Source organism: Saccharopolyspora antimicrobica (genome assembly GCF_003635025.1).
Taxonomy (GTDB): Bacteria; Actinomycetota; Actinomycetes; order Mycobacteriales; family Pseudonocardiaceae; genus Saccharopolyspora; species Saccharopolyspora antimicrobica.
In genome coordinates this window covers 149,385-165,940 of the sequence record NZ_RBXX01000002.1, presented here as the reverse complement: position 1 = coordinate 165,940, position 16,556 = coordinate 149,385, and the positions used below count along the sequence as shown (strand labels likewise).

The following is a 16,556-nucleotide window of genomic DNA, read 5'->3' as shown; positions in this document are numbered from 1 at the left end:
GGCGAACGCTGAGAACCCGCGACGGTGCAAGCGCCGGGGGTGGGCTTAACGCCCCCGGTATTTCAGGACGACCAGGGCTCAGGTTTTGCCGAGGCTGGAGAGCGTGCTGGCCGCTTCGGTGACGATGCGATCGATCAGCTCCTCGCAGCTGGGCAGCTCGTCGATCATCCCGACCACCTGGCCCGCCGGGAGCACTCCGGCGCCGGGGCGGCCGTCCACCAGCGCCGATTTGATCAGCATCGGGGTGTTGGCGGCCAGCAGCACGCGGCTCAGCGGCAGCTTCTGGCTCCGGCGCATGGCCAGGCCGTCGGTGACGAGCTGCCGCCAGCTCATGCCGGTCATCGATTTGAACGCCACCGCCTGCCGCAGCGCGTCGGGCAGCCTGCGCAGCAGGCTCCGCGACTCGGCCGCCTCGGTCAGCCCGGTCCGCAGCATCCGGTGCGGCATCCCGTCGACCCGCGAGGTCACCACCGTGTCGGACACCGAAGCGTCCAAGTAGGACTGCTGGACCTCGCGCGGCACGCGGCTGTCGGAGGTGAGCAGGAACCGGGTGCCCATCGCGACGCCCGCCGCGCCGTAGCACAGCGCGGCGGCCAGACCGCGCCCGTCGAAGAACCCGCCCGCGGCGATCACCGGAATGTCCACCGCGTCGACCACCTGCGGCAGCAGCAGCGTCGTGGCCACCGCACCGGTGTGCCCGCCGCCCTCGCCGCCCTGCACCAGCACCGCGTCCGCGCCCCAGGCCGCGACCTTCTCGGCATGCCGCCGCGCGCCGATGGACGGGATCACCACGATCCCGGCGTCCTTGAGCTTGCCGATCAGCCGCTGGCTCGGCGCCAGCGCGAAGGACGCGACGCGCACCCGCTCGCGGATGAGCAGGTCCACGCGCTCCTCGGCGTCGGAGGCATCGGCGCGCAGGTTCACGCCGAAGGGGTTGTCCGTGCGCTCCTTGACCTCGCGCACCGCGTCGGCCAGCTGCGGCAGCGTCATCGTCGCCGAGGCGAGGATGCCCAGCCCGCCCGCCCGCGCGGTGGCCGAGACCAGGCTGGGGCCGGCGACCCAGCCCATCCCCGTCTGCACCACGGGGTGGCGGACGCCGGTGAGGTCGCACAGCGGGGTGCGCAGGACCTGCTTGATCACGCCGGGACCTCCTGGTCGCGCAGGTTCCGCGGGTCGATGGTCTCGCGGATCAGCGCCAGCTCCTCGTCGGTCGGCAGCCGGGTCTCGGCGACGTCGTCCACCGCGAGCTCGAAGCCGGTCCGCGACCGCACGTCGGCGACGTCGACGCCCGGGTGCACCGAGCGCAGCCGCATGCTGCCGTCCGGGCCGGTGAAGTCCAGCACCGCCAGATCGGTCACCACCACCCGCACGTCGTGGAACTTCGCGCCGACCTGCCGCGCCCGGTCGTGCCCGATGCCGGACACCAGGTCGACCGACTCCACGAACACGCGCTCGCTGTGCTTGGCGACCCAGTAGTTCGTGGTGTGGTTGACCGAGTTGCCCGGAGCGCCGCGCACCCCGATCAGCTGGACCTTCGGCCGGTCCCACGGGCCGATGCGGGAGATGTTCTGGTTGCCGTAGCGGTCCACCTGGGAGGCGCCCATCATGACCCGCCGCCGCCCGCCGGTGAGCATGTCCAGGACCCGGCCGTAGGGCATCCAGCCCTCCACCGGACTGCTGGATTCCTCGCCCAGCGCCGTGGTTCCGGCCAGCAGCATCGCCTCGCCGTCGGTGAGCAGCAGGTCCGGTGCGGTGGTCAGCCGCGCCAGCCGGGCGCCGATCGACGGGATCGTGCCGAACGGTGAGGCGAGCGCGGCCCCGGCGTCCTGCCAGGTGTCGGCGCAGGCGACGGCGCACACTTCAGCTCTGGTGATCATGCGGAGATCCCCTCGGTCTCTGGGCGATTTCGCGCGAAATCGTCTTCGTTGGCCCCGTTTCCGCTGGTGGTGGCCCGTGAGTGTTTTGAGGTGCTATAGCGACACAAAACACTCACGGGGGCTGAACAGCGGAAACGGAGCGCGACGCCGGTGCGCTGCGCGCGGGTGAGGCGACTTCCGGCGCTACCCACGGCTGCCCGCTGATTCGTGGAAGGCGGCGACTGCCTTCTGGTAGGTCTGCTCGTCGCCGTCGAGGAACTGGGCGCGGAACGCCTCCCACGCCTCGGGTTTCGCGCTGGCCGCGTAGTGCCGCTGGAACGCCTCGTCGCGGCCGTAGTCCGGCGCGCAGCTGGTGAAGTGCGCGCCGTTGGGGGTTTCGACGACGCCGTCGGTGTGCGTGCGGTTGAGCAGCAAGGATTGCGGCGGGCCGTTCTCCAGCAGGCGCTCGGTCGGCACGATCGCCTCGCAGCTGACGTAGCTGCGCTGCGCTGCCGCGCACATCAGGTCGTCGAAGTACGGGTCCGGGCCGAGGTACTGGGCGTTGCCGTAGCGGTCGGCGCGGTTGAGGTGCACCAGAGCGACGTCGAGCTGCAGCGCGGGCATCGCGACGAGCTCCTCGCCGTCGGAATACGGCGAGGTCACCGTGCGCAGGCCGGGGTTCAGCGCCATCACGTCCGATCCCAGGCCCGCTCGGGTCGGCAGGAACGGCAGTCGGGCGGCCGCGGCGCGCAGCCCCGCGAGCACCATGCCCTCGTCGTACTCGGCGACCTCCAGCTCACCGCGCTGCCGGGCGGCGCGGAAGTGCGGGTCGAGCGGGACGGAGTCCAGCGAGACGAACCCGTGCACCAGCTTGCGGAGCTTGCCCGCGGCGCAGAGCAGGCCGACGTCCGGGCCGCCGTAGGAGACCAGCGTGAGGTCCCGCAGCGGAGACCGCAGGATCGCGCGGACCAGCGCCATCGGCTTGCGTCGCGAGCCCCAGCCGCCGATGCCGATGGTCATGCCATCGGACAGCCCGGCGACCACCTCGTCGGCGGTGAGCACCTTGTCCTGCACTACGACTCCTTCTTCGGTCCGTTGTGGACGAAATCGTCCCTGGCCCGGTCGCTGACGCCGGAGAGGTTGAGCTCGAAGGTGAAGCCCTGCTCGAACCGGTAGCTGCGGTTGACGTCGACCGGGTCGATGCCGTTGAGCGATTCCTTGGCCTTGCGGACCACCAGCGGGTCCTTGTCGGCGATCTCCTCGGCCAGCGCGATCGCCGCGGCGGTCAGCTCCTCGCGCGGCACGACCTGCCACACCGAGCCGAAGTGCAGCAGCTGCTGCGCGGTCACCGGGCGGCCCGTGTAGAACATGGCGCGCATCATGTGCTGCGGCACCAGCCGGGACAGGTGGGTGGCGGCGCCGAGCGCACCGCGGTCCACCTCGGGCAGGCCGAAGGTGGCGTCCTCGGAGGCGATGATGACGTCGGAGTTGCCGACCAGGCCGATCCCGCCGCCCAGGCAGAACCCGTGCACCGCGCTGATCACCGGCACCGGGCACTCGTAGACGGCCTTGAACGCCGCGTAGCAGCCGTGGTTGACCTCGACGAGCTTGGTGTGGCCGGGATCGGCGGCGATCTCCTTGATGTCCACGCCCGCGTTGAAGCCGCGCCCGGCGGCCTGCAGCACCACGGCGCGGGTCTGCGGGTCGGCGCCCGCGGTGTTCAGCGCCTCGGCGAGTTCGTGCCATCCCCGCACCGGGAGCGCGTTCACCGGGGGATGGTCGACGGTCAGGACGACGACCCCGCGGGGTCGGTGTTCGATGTGCGTGCCCATGACACCTGCCAAACCTAGCACTTGTTTGGTTGGGTTGTTACCGTAGCAACATCCGAGGACGCCCCGCCAGCACCGGAATCGCACCGGTGCCGGGACACCTCGGTCCGGGTGTCTGGTGTGGACGGGAGGCAGCAGGTGATCTGCGCGGACAGGGTCGTCATCATCACCGGTGCGGGACGCGGGCTCGGGCGCGCGCACGCGCTGGAGTTCGCCAGGCAGGGCGCGCACGTCGTGGTCAACGACCTCGGCGTCCAGCTCGACGGCAGCGGCGGTGGTGACCAGCCGGCCCAGGAGGTCGTGGCGGAGATCCGCGCGCTGGGCGGGCAGGCGGAGGTGCACGGCGCCGACGTGTCGGACTGGGAGCAGGCGCGCGAGCTGGTGGCCTTCGCGGTGGAGCGCTTCGGCCGCCTGGACGTGCTGGTGAACAACGCCGGTGTGGTCCGGGACCGGATGTTCGTCAACCTCTCCGAAGCCGAGTGGGACCAGGTGATCCGCGTCCACCTCAAGGGCCACGCCGCGACTCTGCGCCACGCCGCCCAGCACTGGCGCGACCGCTCGAAGGCGGGGGAGCAGGTGCGGGGCCGGGTCGTCAACACGACCTCCGGCGCCGGTCTGCTCGGCAGCATCGGGCAGACCAACTACGCCGCGGCCAAGGCCGGGATCGCCGCGCTCACCATCAACACCGCGGCCGAGCTCGCCCGCTACGGGGTGACGGTGAACGCCATAGCCCCGTCGGCGCGCACCCGGATGACCGAGGACGTCTTCGCCGACATGATGGCCCGCCCGGACGACGGATTCGACGGCATGGCACCGGAGAACGTGTCACCGCTGGTGGCCTGGCTGGGCAGTGAGGAGTCGGGTGACGTGACGGGCCGGGTGTTCGAGGTCCAGGGCGGCGAGCTGTCGGTGGCGACGGGCTGGGGCCGCGGGCCCTCCCGCGACGCGGGACGCCGCTGGCGACCGGAGGAACTCGGTCCGGCCGTCCGCGAACTCCTCGCCGAAGCGCCGACCCCGGAGCCGGTCTACGGCAGCTGAACCGTCCGCTGTGGCGGTGGATCCGCAACTTCAATTGAAATCGCACATCCGATTTCCATTGAAGTTGCGTTCCGACCCGCGGCGGACCGCGGGAGACGCAAGTTCCATTGAAGTTGGACGTCTGATTTCAATGGAAATTGCGTCCTGGCACTGGGATTTCCGAGTGGTGGGACGGGAGGACGGGGCTGCGGGTTACGCTCGCGGGAGGTACGGAGAGCAGCGGGAGGTCTGCGGTGAGCGACGGTGCGGTGGAAGCAAGGCACGCCTGGATCGAGCCGGGGGTGTTCGAGGTAGCGCCGGGGGTGCACCGGATTCCGCTGCCGCTGCCCAACGACGGCCTGCGCGCGGTCAACGTCTACGCCATCGAGGACGGCGACGGGCTGGTGCTCGTCGATTCCGGCTGGGCGCTGGACGAAGCACGCGACCAGCTCGAATCCGCGCTGGGCGAGATCGGCTACGGCTTCGAGGACATCCGGCGCTTCCTGGTCACCCACGTCCACCGCGACCACTACACGCTCGCGGTGACGCTGCGCCGCACCTTCGGCTCGCAGATCAGCCTCGGCGCCGGTGAGCAGCCCTCGCTGGAGGCGATCCTGGACGGCAACCAGGAGATGGAGGCCGAACGGCTGCGGCGCTGGGGCGCGGGCGACCTGCTGACCAAGCTCGCCGATGCCTACGGCGGGAAGGCGCCGAAGAGCCGCAGCCCTTACGAACTGCCCGACGAGTGGCTGGACGGCAAGGTCGAGGTTCCGCTGAAGACCCGCACGCTGCTGGCGGTGCCCACACCCGGGCACACGGCGGGGCACGTGGTGTTCCTGGATTCGGCGTCGTCGCTGCTGTTCTCGGGCGACCACATCCTGCCGCACATCACGCCGTCCATCGGCGTCGAACCGGCGCGGCCCGAACTCCCGCTGCGCGACTACCTGGATTCGCTGCGCCTGATGCAGTCCTACCCGGACATGCGGCTGCTGCCCGCGCACGGTTCGGTCGGCGGCAGCTCGCACGGCCGGATCGCCGAACTCCTCCAGCACCACGAAGAACGCCTGGAGCAGACGGCGGGCGCGATCCGCGACGGCGCGGGCACGGCCTACGAAGCAGCCCTGAAGCTGGGCTGGACCCGCCGCAACCGCGCACTGCTGGACATGGACCTGTTCAACCAGGTCCTGGCGGTCGGCGAGACCAACGCCCACCTCGACGTCCTCGTCACCCGAGGCGTCCTCACGGCCACCGCGGATGACGACGGCATCCGCGAGTACACCCTCGCCGGCTGAGCCACCCCTCGGTCGACATCGCGGTGAAGGGCCCCCTTCAGCAAGTTGCTTGCTTAAAGGTCCCCTTCACCGCGCTGCGGCTCAGGCGAGGAGCAGGCGGACGGTGAGTTCGAGGCGGTTGGAGACGTCGGAGGCCGAGGCGCGACGGGTGACCCAGGCGACCAGGTTGGACAGCCACACGTCACCGATCACCCGGGCGATCGCCTTCTCCTCTTCGGTCGGATCGCCCTCGGTCATGGCGTTGGTGAAGAACCGCTCGACCAGCGCGGCCACCGTGTCCACCTCCGCCGCCGCCGAGGTGTCGGCGAACATGAACGCGCGCGTCATCGCCTCGGTCAGCTGCGGGTTGCGCTGCAGCGAACGGGTGGTGCGGTTGAGCACGAACATGACCCGCTCGTAGGGCGTGGTGCCCGGGATCTTGGTCCGGTCCAGCTTGTCCTGCGCCCGCTCGAACTCCCTGGCCAGGCCGGTGACCAGCAGGTGCACCTTGGACGGGAAGTACCGGTAGAGCGTGCCGAGCGCCACGTCGGCCTTCTCCGCCACCGTCCGCATCTGCACCGCGTCGTAGCCGCCCTTGGTGGCCAGCGCGATGGTGGCGTCGATGATCCGCTTGCGGCGCTCGTGCTGGGCCGTGGAACCGGACTCGTCGTCCCGCAGTGCCTGCAGGACGTTTCGCGAGGTGCTTTCCATGCGGCGTGGGCCCCCTCGAAGACTGTTGCCGAAAACCGCGTGTTCGTCGCCACGCGGCTCGTCGCCCCACCACCCTGACGGGTTAAGGTGATCGACGTGGTTCGATCAGAACATGTTCCAGTCTACCCAGTCCGCCCGGCGCGGGCTGTGTGAGGTGAGCCGTGCGGATCGCGTTGCTGTCCTACCGGAGCAAGCCGCACTGCGGCGGGCAGGGCGTTTACGTCCGGCACCTCAGCCGGGGGCTGGTCGAACTCGGGCACCACGTCGAGGTGTTCTCCGGGCAGCCGTACCCCGAGCTGGATCCCGGCGTGGACCTGACCGCGGTGGACAGCCTCGACCTCTACAACGACGCTGATCCGTTCCGCACCCCGAACTGGCGCGAGCTGCGCGACCTCGTCGACCTGCTGGAGGTCGGCACCATGTGGACCGCGGGCTTCCCCGAACCGCTGACCTTCAGCCTGCGCGCGGCCCGGCTGCTGCGCGCCCGCTCCCACGAGTTCGACGTGGTGCACGACAACCAGTGCCTCGGCTACGGGCTGCTGGACCTCAAGGCCGCAGGCATCCCGCTGGTGGCGACGGTGCACCACCCGATCACCCACGACCGCCGCGTGGACCTGGCCGGGACCACCGGCTGGCGCCGCATCGGGCTGCGCCGCTGGTACGGCTTCACCCGGATGCAGGGCCGGGTGGCGCGGCGGATCCCGCACCTGCTGACCGTTTCGGAGTCCTCGGCCACCGACATCCAGCGCGACTTCCGCGTCGCCCCGCACCAGCTTCGGGTGGTGCCGCTGGGCGTGGACTCGGAGGTCTTCCGGCCGCCGGTGGCGCCGCGCGTTCCCGGCCGCATCGTGGCGATGGCCAGCGCGGACACCCCGATGAAGGGCATCGGCACGCTGCTGGAGGCGGTCGCCAAGCTGCGCACCGAGCGCTCGGTGGAGCTGGTCCTGGTCGCCAAGCCCGTGCCCGGCGGTCCGACCGAGCAGCTGATCGAGGAGCTGGCCATCGGCGACGTCGTCCGCACCGTGAGCGGGATCAGCGACGCGGAGCTCGCCGAGCTGCTGGGGTCTGCCGAGGTCGCTTGCGTGCCTTCGCTGTACGAGGGCTTCTCGCTGCCCACGGTGGAGATGATGGCCTGCGCGACGCCGCTGGTGGCCAGCCGCGCCGGGGCCATCCCCGAGGTCGCCGGGCCCGACGGCGAGTGCGCCGACCTGGTGCCGCCGGGCGATGCCGAAGCGCTGGCCACCGCGCTGGCCGGGCTGCTCGACTCGCCGGAGCGCAGGCAGCGGCTCGGCGCGGCCGGCCGGGCGCGGGTGCTGGCGAAGTACGACTGGAAGTCGGTGGCAGCGGCGACGGTCGACTGCTACGCGGAAGCGATCGCGCGCACGCCGCGCGCAGGGAAGGGAGCAACGCTTTGCTGACGGTGGACTTCGACAGGCTCGGCGTGCAGGCGGGCCAGCGGGTGCTGGACCTGGGTTGCGGCGCGGGGCGGCACGCCTTCGAGCTCTACCGCCGCGGGGCGGACGTGATCGCCTTCGACCAGGACGTCGAGGAGCTGGAGAACGTGGCGGCGATGTTCGGCGCCATGAAGGCCGAGAACCAGGTGCCCGACGGTGCCAACGCGCAGACCGTCTCGGGCGACGCGCTCGACCTGCCGTTCCCGGACGAGCACTTCGACGTCGTGATCGCCTCGGAGATCATGGAGCACATCCCCGAGGACGAGAAGGCCATGCGCGAGCTGGTGCGCGTGGTCAAGCCCGGCGGCCGCGTGGTGGTCACCGTGCCGCGGGCCTGGCCGGAGAAGATCTGCTGGGCGCTGTCCGACGAGTACCACCAGGTCGAGGGCGGGCACGTGCGCATCTACAGCGCCGACGAGCTGATCGGCAAGCTCCGCGCCGCGGGCCTGCGCCCGGCCTTCCACCACTACGCGCACGCGCTGCACTCGCCGTACTGGTGGCTCAAGTGCGCGGTGGGCACCGACAACGACGACCACCCGCTGCCCAAGCTCTACCACCGGATGCTGGTGTGGGATCTGATGAAGGGCCCGTGGCTGACCCGCACCGCGGAGCGGCTGCTGGACCCGGTCATGGGCAAGAGCATCGCGGTCTACCTGGGCAAGCCGGGAGCGGCCAGTGCTGCCGCCTGAGGTCCCCGGCGTGCTCGCCGCGGACCAGGCCGTCCAGACCGGACGGGCGATCGCGGCGACGCAGCTGGCCTCGGGTGCGATCCCGTGGTTCACCGGTGGGCACGTGGACCCGTGGGACCACGTCGAATCGGCGATGGCGCTGTCGGCGACCGGCCTGCTGACCGAAGCCGAGCGCGCCTACGAGTGGTTGCGCGCCACGCAGCGCGCGGACGGGTCGTGGCCGCTGCAGGTGCGCGACGGCCGCGTCGAGGACGCCGGTGCGGACACCAACTTCTGCGCCTACCCGGCCGTCGGCGTCTGGCACCACCTGCTGATCAGCGGTGATGACGGGTTCGCCGAGCGGATGTGGCCGGTGGTGCGCGCCGCGATCGACTTCGTGCTGACCGCGCAGCGCGAGCGCGGCGAGATCGACTGGGCGATCGGCGAGTCCGGGACGCCGACCGGTGAGGCGCTGCTGTCCGGCTGCTCCAGCATCCACCACAGCCTGCGTTGCGCGCTGGCGCTGGCCGAGCACCTGGACCAGCCGCAGCCGGGCTGGGAGGTGGCGCTGGGCCGGCTCGGCCACGTCATCCGGCACCACCCGGAGGCCTTCACGCCGAAGACCCGCTACTCGATGGACTGGTACTACCCGGTGCTCGGCGGAGCGCTGCGCGGCGAGGCCGGGCGCCAGCGGCTGTTCGAGCGCTGGTCGGACTTCGTGGTCGACGGCCTCGGCGTGCGCTGCGTCGACGACCACCCGTGGGTCACCGGAGCGGAGACCTGCGAACTGGTGCTGAGCCTGGAAGCGGTCGACGAGTACGACCGGGCCCGCGAGCTGCTGGCGGCCATGCAGCACCTGCGCGATCCGGACGGTTCGTACTGGACGGGCCTGGTCTTCACCGACAACAAGCGCTGGCCGGTGGAGCAGTCGACCTGGACGGCGGGTGCGGTGATCCTGGCTGCCGATGCGCTGTCCCGCACCACGCCGGGCAACGGCATCTTCCGCGGCGAGAAGCTGCCGACCGGTCTTCCGGTCGAGAACGCCACCTGCTGCGAGCAGGTCACCGGCGCCTGACCTGCTGCGATGCGCCCCTTCGGGCGCTCGCGCCCGGCTGGCGCTCGTGGCCTCCAGCCACTCGCGTTCCGCGATTTCAATGGAAATCAGACGTCCGATTTCCATTGAAATCGCGTGGATCGCGACCTGCCGTCGGTGTGTCGTGCACCCGACACGCCGACGGCGGGCGCAAGTTCAATGGAAATCAGTGACCCGATTTCCATTGAAATTGCGGAGGTTCTGGCCTGGCGGTTGGGTCCGTGCAGGTCAGGGTAGGGAGCCGGGTTCTCCGGCGGTGCGCTGGAGGACGCGGAGGGAGCCGACGACGCGGATCTCCTCGAACGAGCCGGTTTCCAGGGCGCGGCAGTAGATGCGGTACGGGGCCTGGCCGCCGTCCTCGGGGTTCGGGAAGACGTCGTGGATCACCAGGACACCGCCCGGGGCGACCCAGTGCGCCCAGCCCTCGTAGTCGGTGGCGGCCGCCGCGTCGGTGTGCCCGCCGTCGATGAACAGCAGCGCCAGCGGGGTGCGCCAGAAGCCCGCGACGTCGCCGGAGCGGCCGACGATCGCGGTGACCTCGTCCTCCAGCCCGGCCCTGGCGATGGTGCGGCGGAACTCGCCCAGCGTGTCCAGCTTGCCCACCAGCGGATCGACCAGGCCCGGGTCGTGGTACTCCCAGCCGGGCTGGTGCTCCTCGGAACCGCGGTGGTGGTCGACGGTGACGATCCGGCCGCCGGTGCTGCGCGCCGCCGCGCCGAGGTAGACGGCGGACTTGCCGCAGTAGGTGCCGATCTCCACCGCCAGCCCGGTGCCAAGCTGCTCCAGCGCCGTCTCGTAGAGCGCCTGGCCCTCGTCGGCGGGCATGAACCCGGTGGCCTGCTCGGCGAGCTCGCGCAGCTCGGCCGGGATCGGTGGGTGGTGCGGGCGTTCGGTGGCCGATCCCTGCGTCACTGGTGCTCCTTCGCAATGGCGTGTCCGTGCGTTCCGAGACTACCTGCTGAACAGGTCAGTTCCGGTAGAAGCTGTTCTACAAATCGCACCCCGGCCGCCGCCGCGCCTCCTGGCGTCCGAGCAGGCTCCGTCACGCGGATTCCGGGCTCTTGCGTCGCGGCGTCGAGACCCGGTCACCTTCGCCCCGGAGCATCCGGCCGGGCGGTGATCCTGGCCTCGTCATCGGCGCTCGGGGGCGATTGCGATTTCGTGCGAAATCGCCGCCCCCGAGCGCCGACGCTGACGATTTCGCGAGAAATCGCCCTTTCCGCCCACCGCCAGACGCCTCGTCCACCCTGGGGGAGGCCTCGATTCGCGCGGAGTCGACGCCTTGCCAGGTGGCAGGTGGGGCTTGCGTCTGGGGGCGGCGGGAGGTATCACTAGAACAAGTTTCAGTTTTGGAGCTAGATGGGCGGGCTGTATGGACTTCGCGTTCGAGGAAACTCAGCAGGACGTCCGTGATCTGGCCGCTGAGGTGCTGCGCCGCGAATCCGGCAGCGGTGATGGAACGAGTTCCGGCGAAGCGGCCTGGAAGGCGCTGGACGACGCCGGGCTGCTGACGCTGGCGGTTCCGGAGCGCTTCGGCGGTGCCGGGCTCGGCGTGCTGGAGACAGCGATCGTGCTCACCGAGGTCGGTCGCGCAGCCGCCGATGTGCCCGCGTTGAGCGCGCTGGCCTTCGGCGTTCTCCCGGTCGTCAGGCACGGCTCGCCGCAGCAGCAGGAGGCTTTGCTCGGCGGCCGGCAGTTGACCGCGGCCATCAACGAGCCGTCGTCGCCGCTGCCCGACCGGCCTCGGACGAAGGTGGACGGCGGGAAGGCGTCCGGCACGAAGACCGCAGTGCTGCACGCCGATCGGGCTCAACGGCTGCTGGTCTCGGCGACGACCCCGGACGGACCGGCCGTGGTGCTGGTCGATCCGCAGGGGCCGGGCGTCGAGCTGCACCGGAACCGGAACTCGGCGGGATTCGAGTGGACGATCCGGTTCGACGGAGCTCCTGCCGAACACCTCGGCGACGCCGCCGCGCTGGCCGATCTGCACGCCTGCGCGCTGGCCGGCATCTGCGCGGTCGGTGACGGTGCGGTCGCAGGCGCGCTGGCCCTCACCGCCGAGCACCTGCGGACCCGGCACCAGTTCGGCAAGCCGCTGGCCGCGTTCCAAGCGGTGGCCCAGCAGATCGCCGACGCCTACATCGCCGCCCGCACCCTGCACCTCGCCACGCTCTCCGCGTGCTGGCGGCTGAGCTCCGGGCTCGACGCCGCCGAAGACCTCGACATCGCCGCCTGGTGGCTGGCCGAAGAGGCCCCGGCGCTGCTGCGCACCTGCCACCACCTGCACGGCGGTCTCGGACTCGACATCACCTACCCGCTGCACCGCTACTCGTCGCTGATCGCCGACCTGGCCCGGCTCGCCGGCGGTGCGCACCACCGCCTGGACGCGCTCGCGGCGCGAGCCTGAAAGCCCGGATATGAACACGTTCTGCGTGGCGGCGCGGGTAGCGGAACCTCATCGCTTGCCTGGCTCCGTGACACGACGAACGGGTCCTCGCCGGGCGAACGCTGAGAACCCGCGGCCGTGCGAGCGCCGAGGGTGGGCTACGCGCCTGGCGGCGCATCAGAGCAAAAGAGCAAGAGCCACTGCGGAAGACGGGCTCTGAAACGAGGTGCCGATGTTCATCGAACTCACCGCCGAGCAGCGCGCGCTCGAAGCCGAGCTGCGGGAGTACTTCAGCGGGCTCGTCACGCCGGAGGAGCGCGCGCAGCTGGCCGTCGACCGGCACTGCCAGGCGCACCGCGACGTGGTGCGCCGGATGGGCCGGGACGGCTGGATGGGCGTGGGCTGGCCGGTGGAGTACGGCGGGCGCGGGTTCGGCGACGTCGAGCAGCTCATCTTCGCCAACGAGGCCGCCCGCGCGGACGTGCAGCTGCCGTCGGTGACGCTGCAGACGGTGGGTCCGACGCTGCAGGCCTACGGCACGCCGGAGCAGAAGGCGTTCTTCCTGCCGAAGATCCTGGCCGGGGAGATCCACTTCGCGATCGGCTACAGCGAACCGGACGCCGGCACCGATCTGGCCTCGTTGCGCACCAGCGCCGTGCGGGACGGCGGGGAGTTCGTGGTCAACGGCCAGAAGATCTTCACCACCGGCGCGCACGACGCGGACTACATCTGGCTGGCCTGCCGCACGAACCCGGACGCGCCCAAGCACAAGGGCATCTCGATCCTGATCGTCGACACGACCGATCCCGGCTACTCGTGGACGCCGATCATCACCTGCGACGGCGCCCACCACGTCAACGCCAGCTACTACCAGGACGTGCGGGTGCCGGAGTCGATGCTGGTGGGTGAGCTGGACCGCGGCTGGCGGCTGATCACCACGCAGCTCAACCACGAGCGCGTCATGCTCGGCCCGGCCGGACGGCTGGCAGGCCTGCGCGAGCGGGTGCGCGCCTGGGCCGGTTCCCGGACCGCACCGGACGGCACCCCGCTGCTCGACCAGCCCGACGTGCGCCGGGCGCTGGCCCGTGCGCGGGCCGACGAGCGGGTCAACGAGCTGCTGAACTGGCAGGTCGCCGCGGCCGCCGCGCACGGTCCGGTCGCCATCGCCGACGCCTCGGCGACCAAGGTGTTCTCCTCCGAGCGCATCCAGGAGCTGGGGCGGCTGCTGGCCGAGGTGGTGGGGCGGCACGGCGATCCGTCCGATCCGGACACCGCGGAACTGCTGTCCTGGCTGGACGTGCACAACAAGCGGAACCTGGTGCTGACCTTCGGTGGCGGGGTCAACGAGGTGCAGCGCGAACTGATCGCCACCGCCGGACTCGACCTGCCCCGAGTGCCCCGCTGAGCCGGAGGGAACATGACCAGCTCGATCACCGACGCCGCGCACCGCATTCAGGAGCGCGGCCCCAGCGAACCGCGGGCCGCCCGCGACCCGGTGAACCTGCCGATGATCAACAACTGGGTGGAGGCGATCGGCGACCGGAACCCGGTCTACACCGACGAATCCGCCGCGGCCGAATCAGTCCACGGTGGACTGGTGGCGCCGCCGGCGATGGCGCAGGTCTGGACGATGGGCGGGCTGCACCCGCAGCGCGATCCGGCGGATCCGCTGTACGCCATGATGGCCGAGCTCGACGAGGCCGGGTTCACCTCGGTGGTGGCGACCAACTGCGAGCAGACCTACCACCGGTACCTGCGCCACGGAGAGCAGGTCACCGTCTCGACCAGGCTGGACAGCGTGGTCGGGCCGAAGACCACGGCGCTCGGCGAGGGCTGGTTCGTCACCACCCGCAACACCTGGTTCGTCGACGGCGAGCCGGTCGCCGAGATGCTGTTCCGGGTGCTGAAGTTCCGCCCGCCGGAGCAGAAGCCCGAGACGCCGAAGCACGAGGCGGGCACCGCGGTGATCCGCCCCGCCATCGGAGCCGACACCGCTTACTTCTGGGAGGGCACCGCGGCCGGTGAGCTGCGCATCCAGCGCTGCGGCCAGTGCGGACTGCTGCGGCACCCGCCAGGGCCGATGTGCCCGGAATGCGGTGCCACCAAGCGAATCCACCTCGTCTCCGAGGGGCGCGGCGAGATCTACAGCTACGTCGTGCACCACCACCCACCGGTGCCCGGCAAGGAACTTCCGCTGGTGGTCGCCCTCGTCGAACTGGACGAGGGAGTGCGGGTGCTCGGTGAGCTCCACGGCGTGGAGCCGGACGAAGTCGCGGTCGGCCAGCGGGTCGCGGTCGACTTCCAGCGCATCGACGAAGAACTGACGCTGCCCGTCTGGCGGCCCGAGCCGACGGAGGCGTCATGACTAGCCCCGCTCTCCCCAACCGCGCCTCAGGGGACCGTGACGCAACTCGGCCACAAGAAGCCGCCAAACGCGAGATCGCTCCAAGCGCAACCACCACTGAAAAGGGCGGAGAGGCGGGACTGTCATGACACTCGCTGGGACGAGATCGCTTGCCGAGGTCGCTATCGGCGACGCCCTGCCGGAGGAGCGGATCGAGGTCACGCCGACGTTCGTGGTCAGCACGGCCATCGCCACGCGCGACTTCCAGGACGTCCACCACGACCGGGACCTGGCGGTGGCCAAGGGCTCGAAGGACATCTTCATCAACATCCTCACCACGACCGGCCTGGTGCAGCGCTACGTGACCGACTGGGCGGGCCCGGAGGCACTGGTGCGCGGCGTGGCGATCAAGCTCGGCGTGCCCTGCTACGCCTACGAGGAACTGGCGCTGCACGGCCAGGTGCTGGAGCGCGACGGTGCGGTGCTGGTCGTGGAGGTGCTGGGGCGCAACAGCCTGGGCACGCACGTCAGCGGAACCGTCCGGGTCGAACTGCCGGAGGTGGCGGGATGAGTGGCCCTGTGTCAACCCCAGCCCCGCACAACCGCACCTCAGGGGAACGTGACGCGAACCAGCCACAAGAAACCCCGAAAACGCAAGAACAACCCCACACGCAACCACCACTGTGAATCGCGGAGAGGCGGAACAGCATGAGCGGGTTCTCCGGCAGCGCGGCGGTCGTGGGCATCGGCGCCACCGAGTTCTCCAAGGGCTCCGGGCGCAGCGAGCTGCAGCTGGCCGCCGAGGCGGTGCGCGCCGCGCTCGCCGACGCCGGACTGGAACCGTCCGATGTGGACGGCCTGGTCACCTTCACCATGGACACCAACACCGAGGTCGCGGTGGCGCGCGAGCTGGGCATCCCGGAGCTGAGCTTCTTCAGCCGGATCCACTACGGCGGCGGCGCGGCGTGCGCGACGGTGCAGCAGGCCGCGATGGCGGTCGCCACCGGGATGGCCGAGGTGGTGGTCTGCTACCGGGCGTTCAACGAGCGCTCCGGCAACCGCTTCGGCCAGGTGCAGTCCGCGCTCGCCGGCGCACCGACCTCGACGGGCCTGGACAACAGCTGGACCTACCCGATGGGCGTGGCCACGCCCGGCGCGCAGGTTGCCATGTTCGCCCGCCGCTACATGCACGCCTACGGCGCGACCAGCGAGGACTTCGGCCGGGTGGCGGTGGCCGACCGCAAGCACGCGGCGACCAACCCGAACGCCTGGTTCTACCAGCGGCCGATCACGCTGGCCGACCACCAGGCCTCGCGCTGGATCACCGAACCGCTGCGACTGCTGGACTGCTGCCAGGAGAGCGACGGCGGTGTGGCCATCGTGGTGACCAGCCCGCAGCGGGCGCGCGACCTGCCGAACCCGCCCGCCCTGGTGGCCGCCGCGGCGCAGGGCAGCGGCAGCGATCAGTTCACCATGACCAGCTACTACCGCGACGACCTCACCGAGCTGCCGGAGCTCGGCGTGGTGGCCCGGCAGCTGTGGCAGCAGGCGGGGATCGGGCCGCAGGAGGTGCAGGTCGGCATCCTCTACGACCACTTCACCCCGTTCGTGCTGGTGCAGCTGGAAGAGCTGGGCTTCTGCGGGCGCGGCGAGGCCAAGGACTTCATCGCCGACGGCGCGATCGAGCTCGGCGGCCGGCTGCCGCTGAACACCCACGGCGGTCAGCTGGGCGAGGCCTACATCCACGGCATGAACGGCATCGCCGAAGCGGTCCGCCAGATCCGCGGCACGGCGGTCAACCAGGTGGCCGACGTCGGCCACGTCCTGGTCACCGCGGGCACCGGAGTGCCCACCAGCGGCCTGGTGCTGGCCGCCGCCTGAGAGCCTGTGCAAGCTGCGTACGTGCTCAAAGCGGCTGGCGCGCCGC

At 70.9% G+C, this 16,556-nt stretch carries 16 protein-coding genes; 10 read left to right on the top strand and 6 right to left on the bottom strand.

Features of this window, described 5'->3' with window-relative positions; genetic code table 11:
* Positions 1-78: 78 nt before the first annotated feature.
* The 4 genes from ATL45_RS01345 to ATL45_RS01330 form a co-directional block, all read right to left on the bottom strand.
* Complete coding sequence (locus ATL45_RS01345; RefSeq protein WP_211841402.1) at positions 79-1,125, bottom strand: NAD(P)H-dependent flavin oxidoreductase; 1,047 nt, start codon at positions 1,123-1,125, stop codon at positions 79-81.
* 11 nt (positions 1,126-1,136) lie between these two features.
* Complete coding sequence (locus tag ATL45_RS01340) at positions 1,137-1,877, bottom strand: CoA-transferase subunit beta (RefSeq protein WP_093158670.1); 741 nt, start codon at positions 1,875-1,877, stop codon at positions 1,137-1,139.
* Between the two features lie 183 nt (positions 1,878-2,060).
* Positions 2,061-2,930: a CoA transferase subunit A gene (locus ATL45_RS01335; RefSeq protein ID WP_093158667.1), complete on the bottom strand. Its 870-nt coding sequence runs from the start codon at positions 2,928-2,930 to the stop codon at positions 2,061-2,063.
* Positions 2,930-3,688, bottom strand: coding sequence for an enoyl-CoA hydratase family protein (locus tag ATL45_RS01330; RefSeq protein ID WP_093158665.1), 759 nt, complete (start codon positions 3,686-3,688; stop codon positions 2,930-2,932). The genes ATL45_RS01335 and ATL45_RS01330 overlap by 1 nt, the downstream gene beginning before the upstream one ends.
* A gap of 117 nt (positions 3,689-3,805) precedes the next feature.
* On the opposite strand from ATL45_RS01330, the gene ATL45_RS01325 reads away from it, so the two are divergent.
* Together ATL45_RS01325 and ATL45_RS01320 are read left to right on the top strand one after the other, a co-directional pair.
* Positions 3,806-4,723 carry an SDR family oxidoreductase gene (locus tag ATL45_RS01325; RefSeq protein ID WP_246025108.1) on the top strand — a complete coding sequence of 306 codons (918 nt, stop codon included), beginning with the start codon at positions 3,806-3,808 and terminating at the stop codon, positions 4,721-4,723.
* A 233-nt stretch (positions 4,724-4,956) separates the two neighbouring features.
* Complete coding sequence (locus ATL45_RS01320) at positions 4,957-5,994, top strand: MBL fold metallo-hydrolase (RefSeq protein WP_093158660.1); 1,038 nt, start codon at positions 4,957-4,959, stop codon at positions 5,992-5,994.
* 81 nt (positions 5,995-6,075) lie between these two features.
* Here the strand turns inward: ATL45_RS01320 and kstR are convergent, their stop codons facing one another.
* Positions 6,076-6,684: a cholesterol catabolism transcriptional regulator KstR gene (gene kstR / locus ATL45_RS01315; RefSeq protein ID WP_093158657.1), complete on the bottom strand. Its 609-nt coding sequence runs from the start codon at positions 6,682-6,684 to the stop codon at positions 6,076-6,078.
* 161 nt (positions 6,685-6,845) lie between these two features.
* Between kstR and ATL45_RS01310 the strand changes: the two genes are divergently transcribed.
* The 3 genes from ATL45_RS01310 to ATL45_RS01300 are packed head-to-tail and all read left to right on the top strand — an operon-like array spanning position 6,846 to position 9,881.
* Positions 6,846-8,102 (top strand): glycosyltransferase family 4 protein, encoded by a 1,257-nt coding sequence (locus ATL45_RS01310; RefSeq protein ID WP_093158655.1) that lies wholly within the window; start codon positions 6,846-6,848, stop codon positions 8,100-8,102.
* 2 nt (positions 8,103-8,104) lie between these two features.
* The gene (locus tag ATL45_RS01305) at positions 8,105-8,827 is read left to right on the top strand and encodes a class I SAM-dependent methyltransferase (protein ID WP_235863866.1); all 723 of its coding nucleotides are present in this window, start codon (positions 8,105-8,107) and stop codon (positions 8,825-8,827) included.
* Positions 8,814-9,881: a prenyltransferase/squalene oxidase repeat-containing protein gene (locus tag ATL45_RS01300; RefSeq protein ID WP_246025107.1), complete on the top strand. Its 1,068-nt coding sequence runs from the start codon at positions 8,814-8,816 to the stop codon at positions 9,879-9,881. Before ATL45_RS01305 ends, ATL45_RS01300 begins: the two co-directional genes overlap by 14 nt.
* Before the next feature lie 246 nt (positions 9,882-10,127).
* Here ATL45_RS01300 and ATL45_RS01295 read toward each other — a convergent pair whose 3' ends face one another.
* The gene (locus ATL45_RS01295; RefSeq protein WP_218150546.1) at positions 10,128-10,811 is read right to left on the bottom strand and encodes a class I SAM-dependent methyltransferase; all 684 of its coding nucleotides are present in this window, start codon (positions 10,809-10,811) and stop codon (positions 10,128-10,130) included.
* A 460-nt stretch (positions 10,812-11,271) separates the two neighbouring features.
* On the opposite strand from ATL45_RS01295, the gene ATL45_RS01290 reads away from it, so the two are divergent.
* The 5 genes from ATL45_RS01290 to ATL45_RS01270 all read left to right on the top strand — a co-directional run bounded on the left by ATL45_RS01290 (position 11,272) and on the right by ATL45_RS01270 (position 16,510).
* Positions 11,272-12,306, top strand: coding sequence for an acyl-CoA dehydrogenase family protein (locus ATL45_RS01290; RefSeq protein WP_093158650.1), 1,035 nt, complete (start codon positions 11,272-11,274; stop codon positions 12,304-12,306).
* Positions 12,307-12,517: 211 nt separating this feature from the next.
* Complete coding sequence (locus ATL45_RS01285) at positions 12,518-13,690, top strand: acyl-CoA dehydrogenase family protein (RefSeq protein WP_093158647.1); 1,173 nt, start codon at positions 12,518-12,520, stop codon at positions 13,688-13,690.
* 12 nt (positions 13,691-13,702) lie between these two features.
* The gene (locus tag ATL45_RS01280; RefSeq protein WP_093158643.1) at positions 13,703-14,650 is read left to right on the top strand and encodes a bifunctional MaoC family dehydratase N-terminal/OB-fold nucleic acid binding domain-containing protein; all 948 of its coding nucleotides are present in this window, start codon (positions 13,703-13,705) and stop codon (positions 14,648-14,650) included.
* A 124-nt stretch (positions 14,651-14,774) separates the two neighbouring features.
* Positions 14,775-15,200: a MaoC family dehydratase gene (locus tag ATL45_RS01275; RefSeq protein ID WP_246025106.1), complete on the top strand. Its 426-nt coding sequence runs from the start codon at positions 14,775-14,777 to the stop codon at positions 15,198-15,200.
* 137 nt (positions 15,201-15,337) lie between these two features.
* Entirely contained in the window at positions 15,338-16,510 is a 1,173-nt protein-coding gene (locus tag ATL45_RS01270) for a lipid-transfer protein (protein ID WP_093158640.1), read from the top strand.
* The last annotated feature ends 46 nt before the right edge of the window (positions 16,511-16,556 follow it).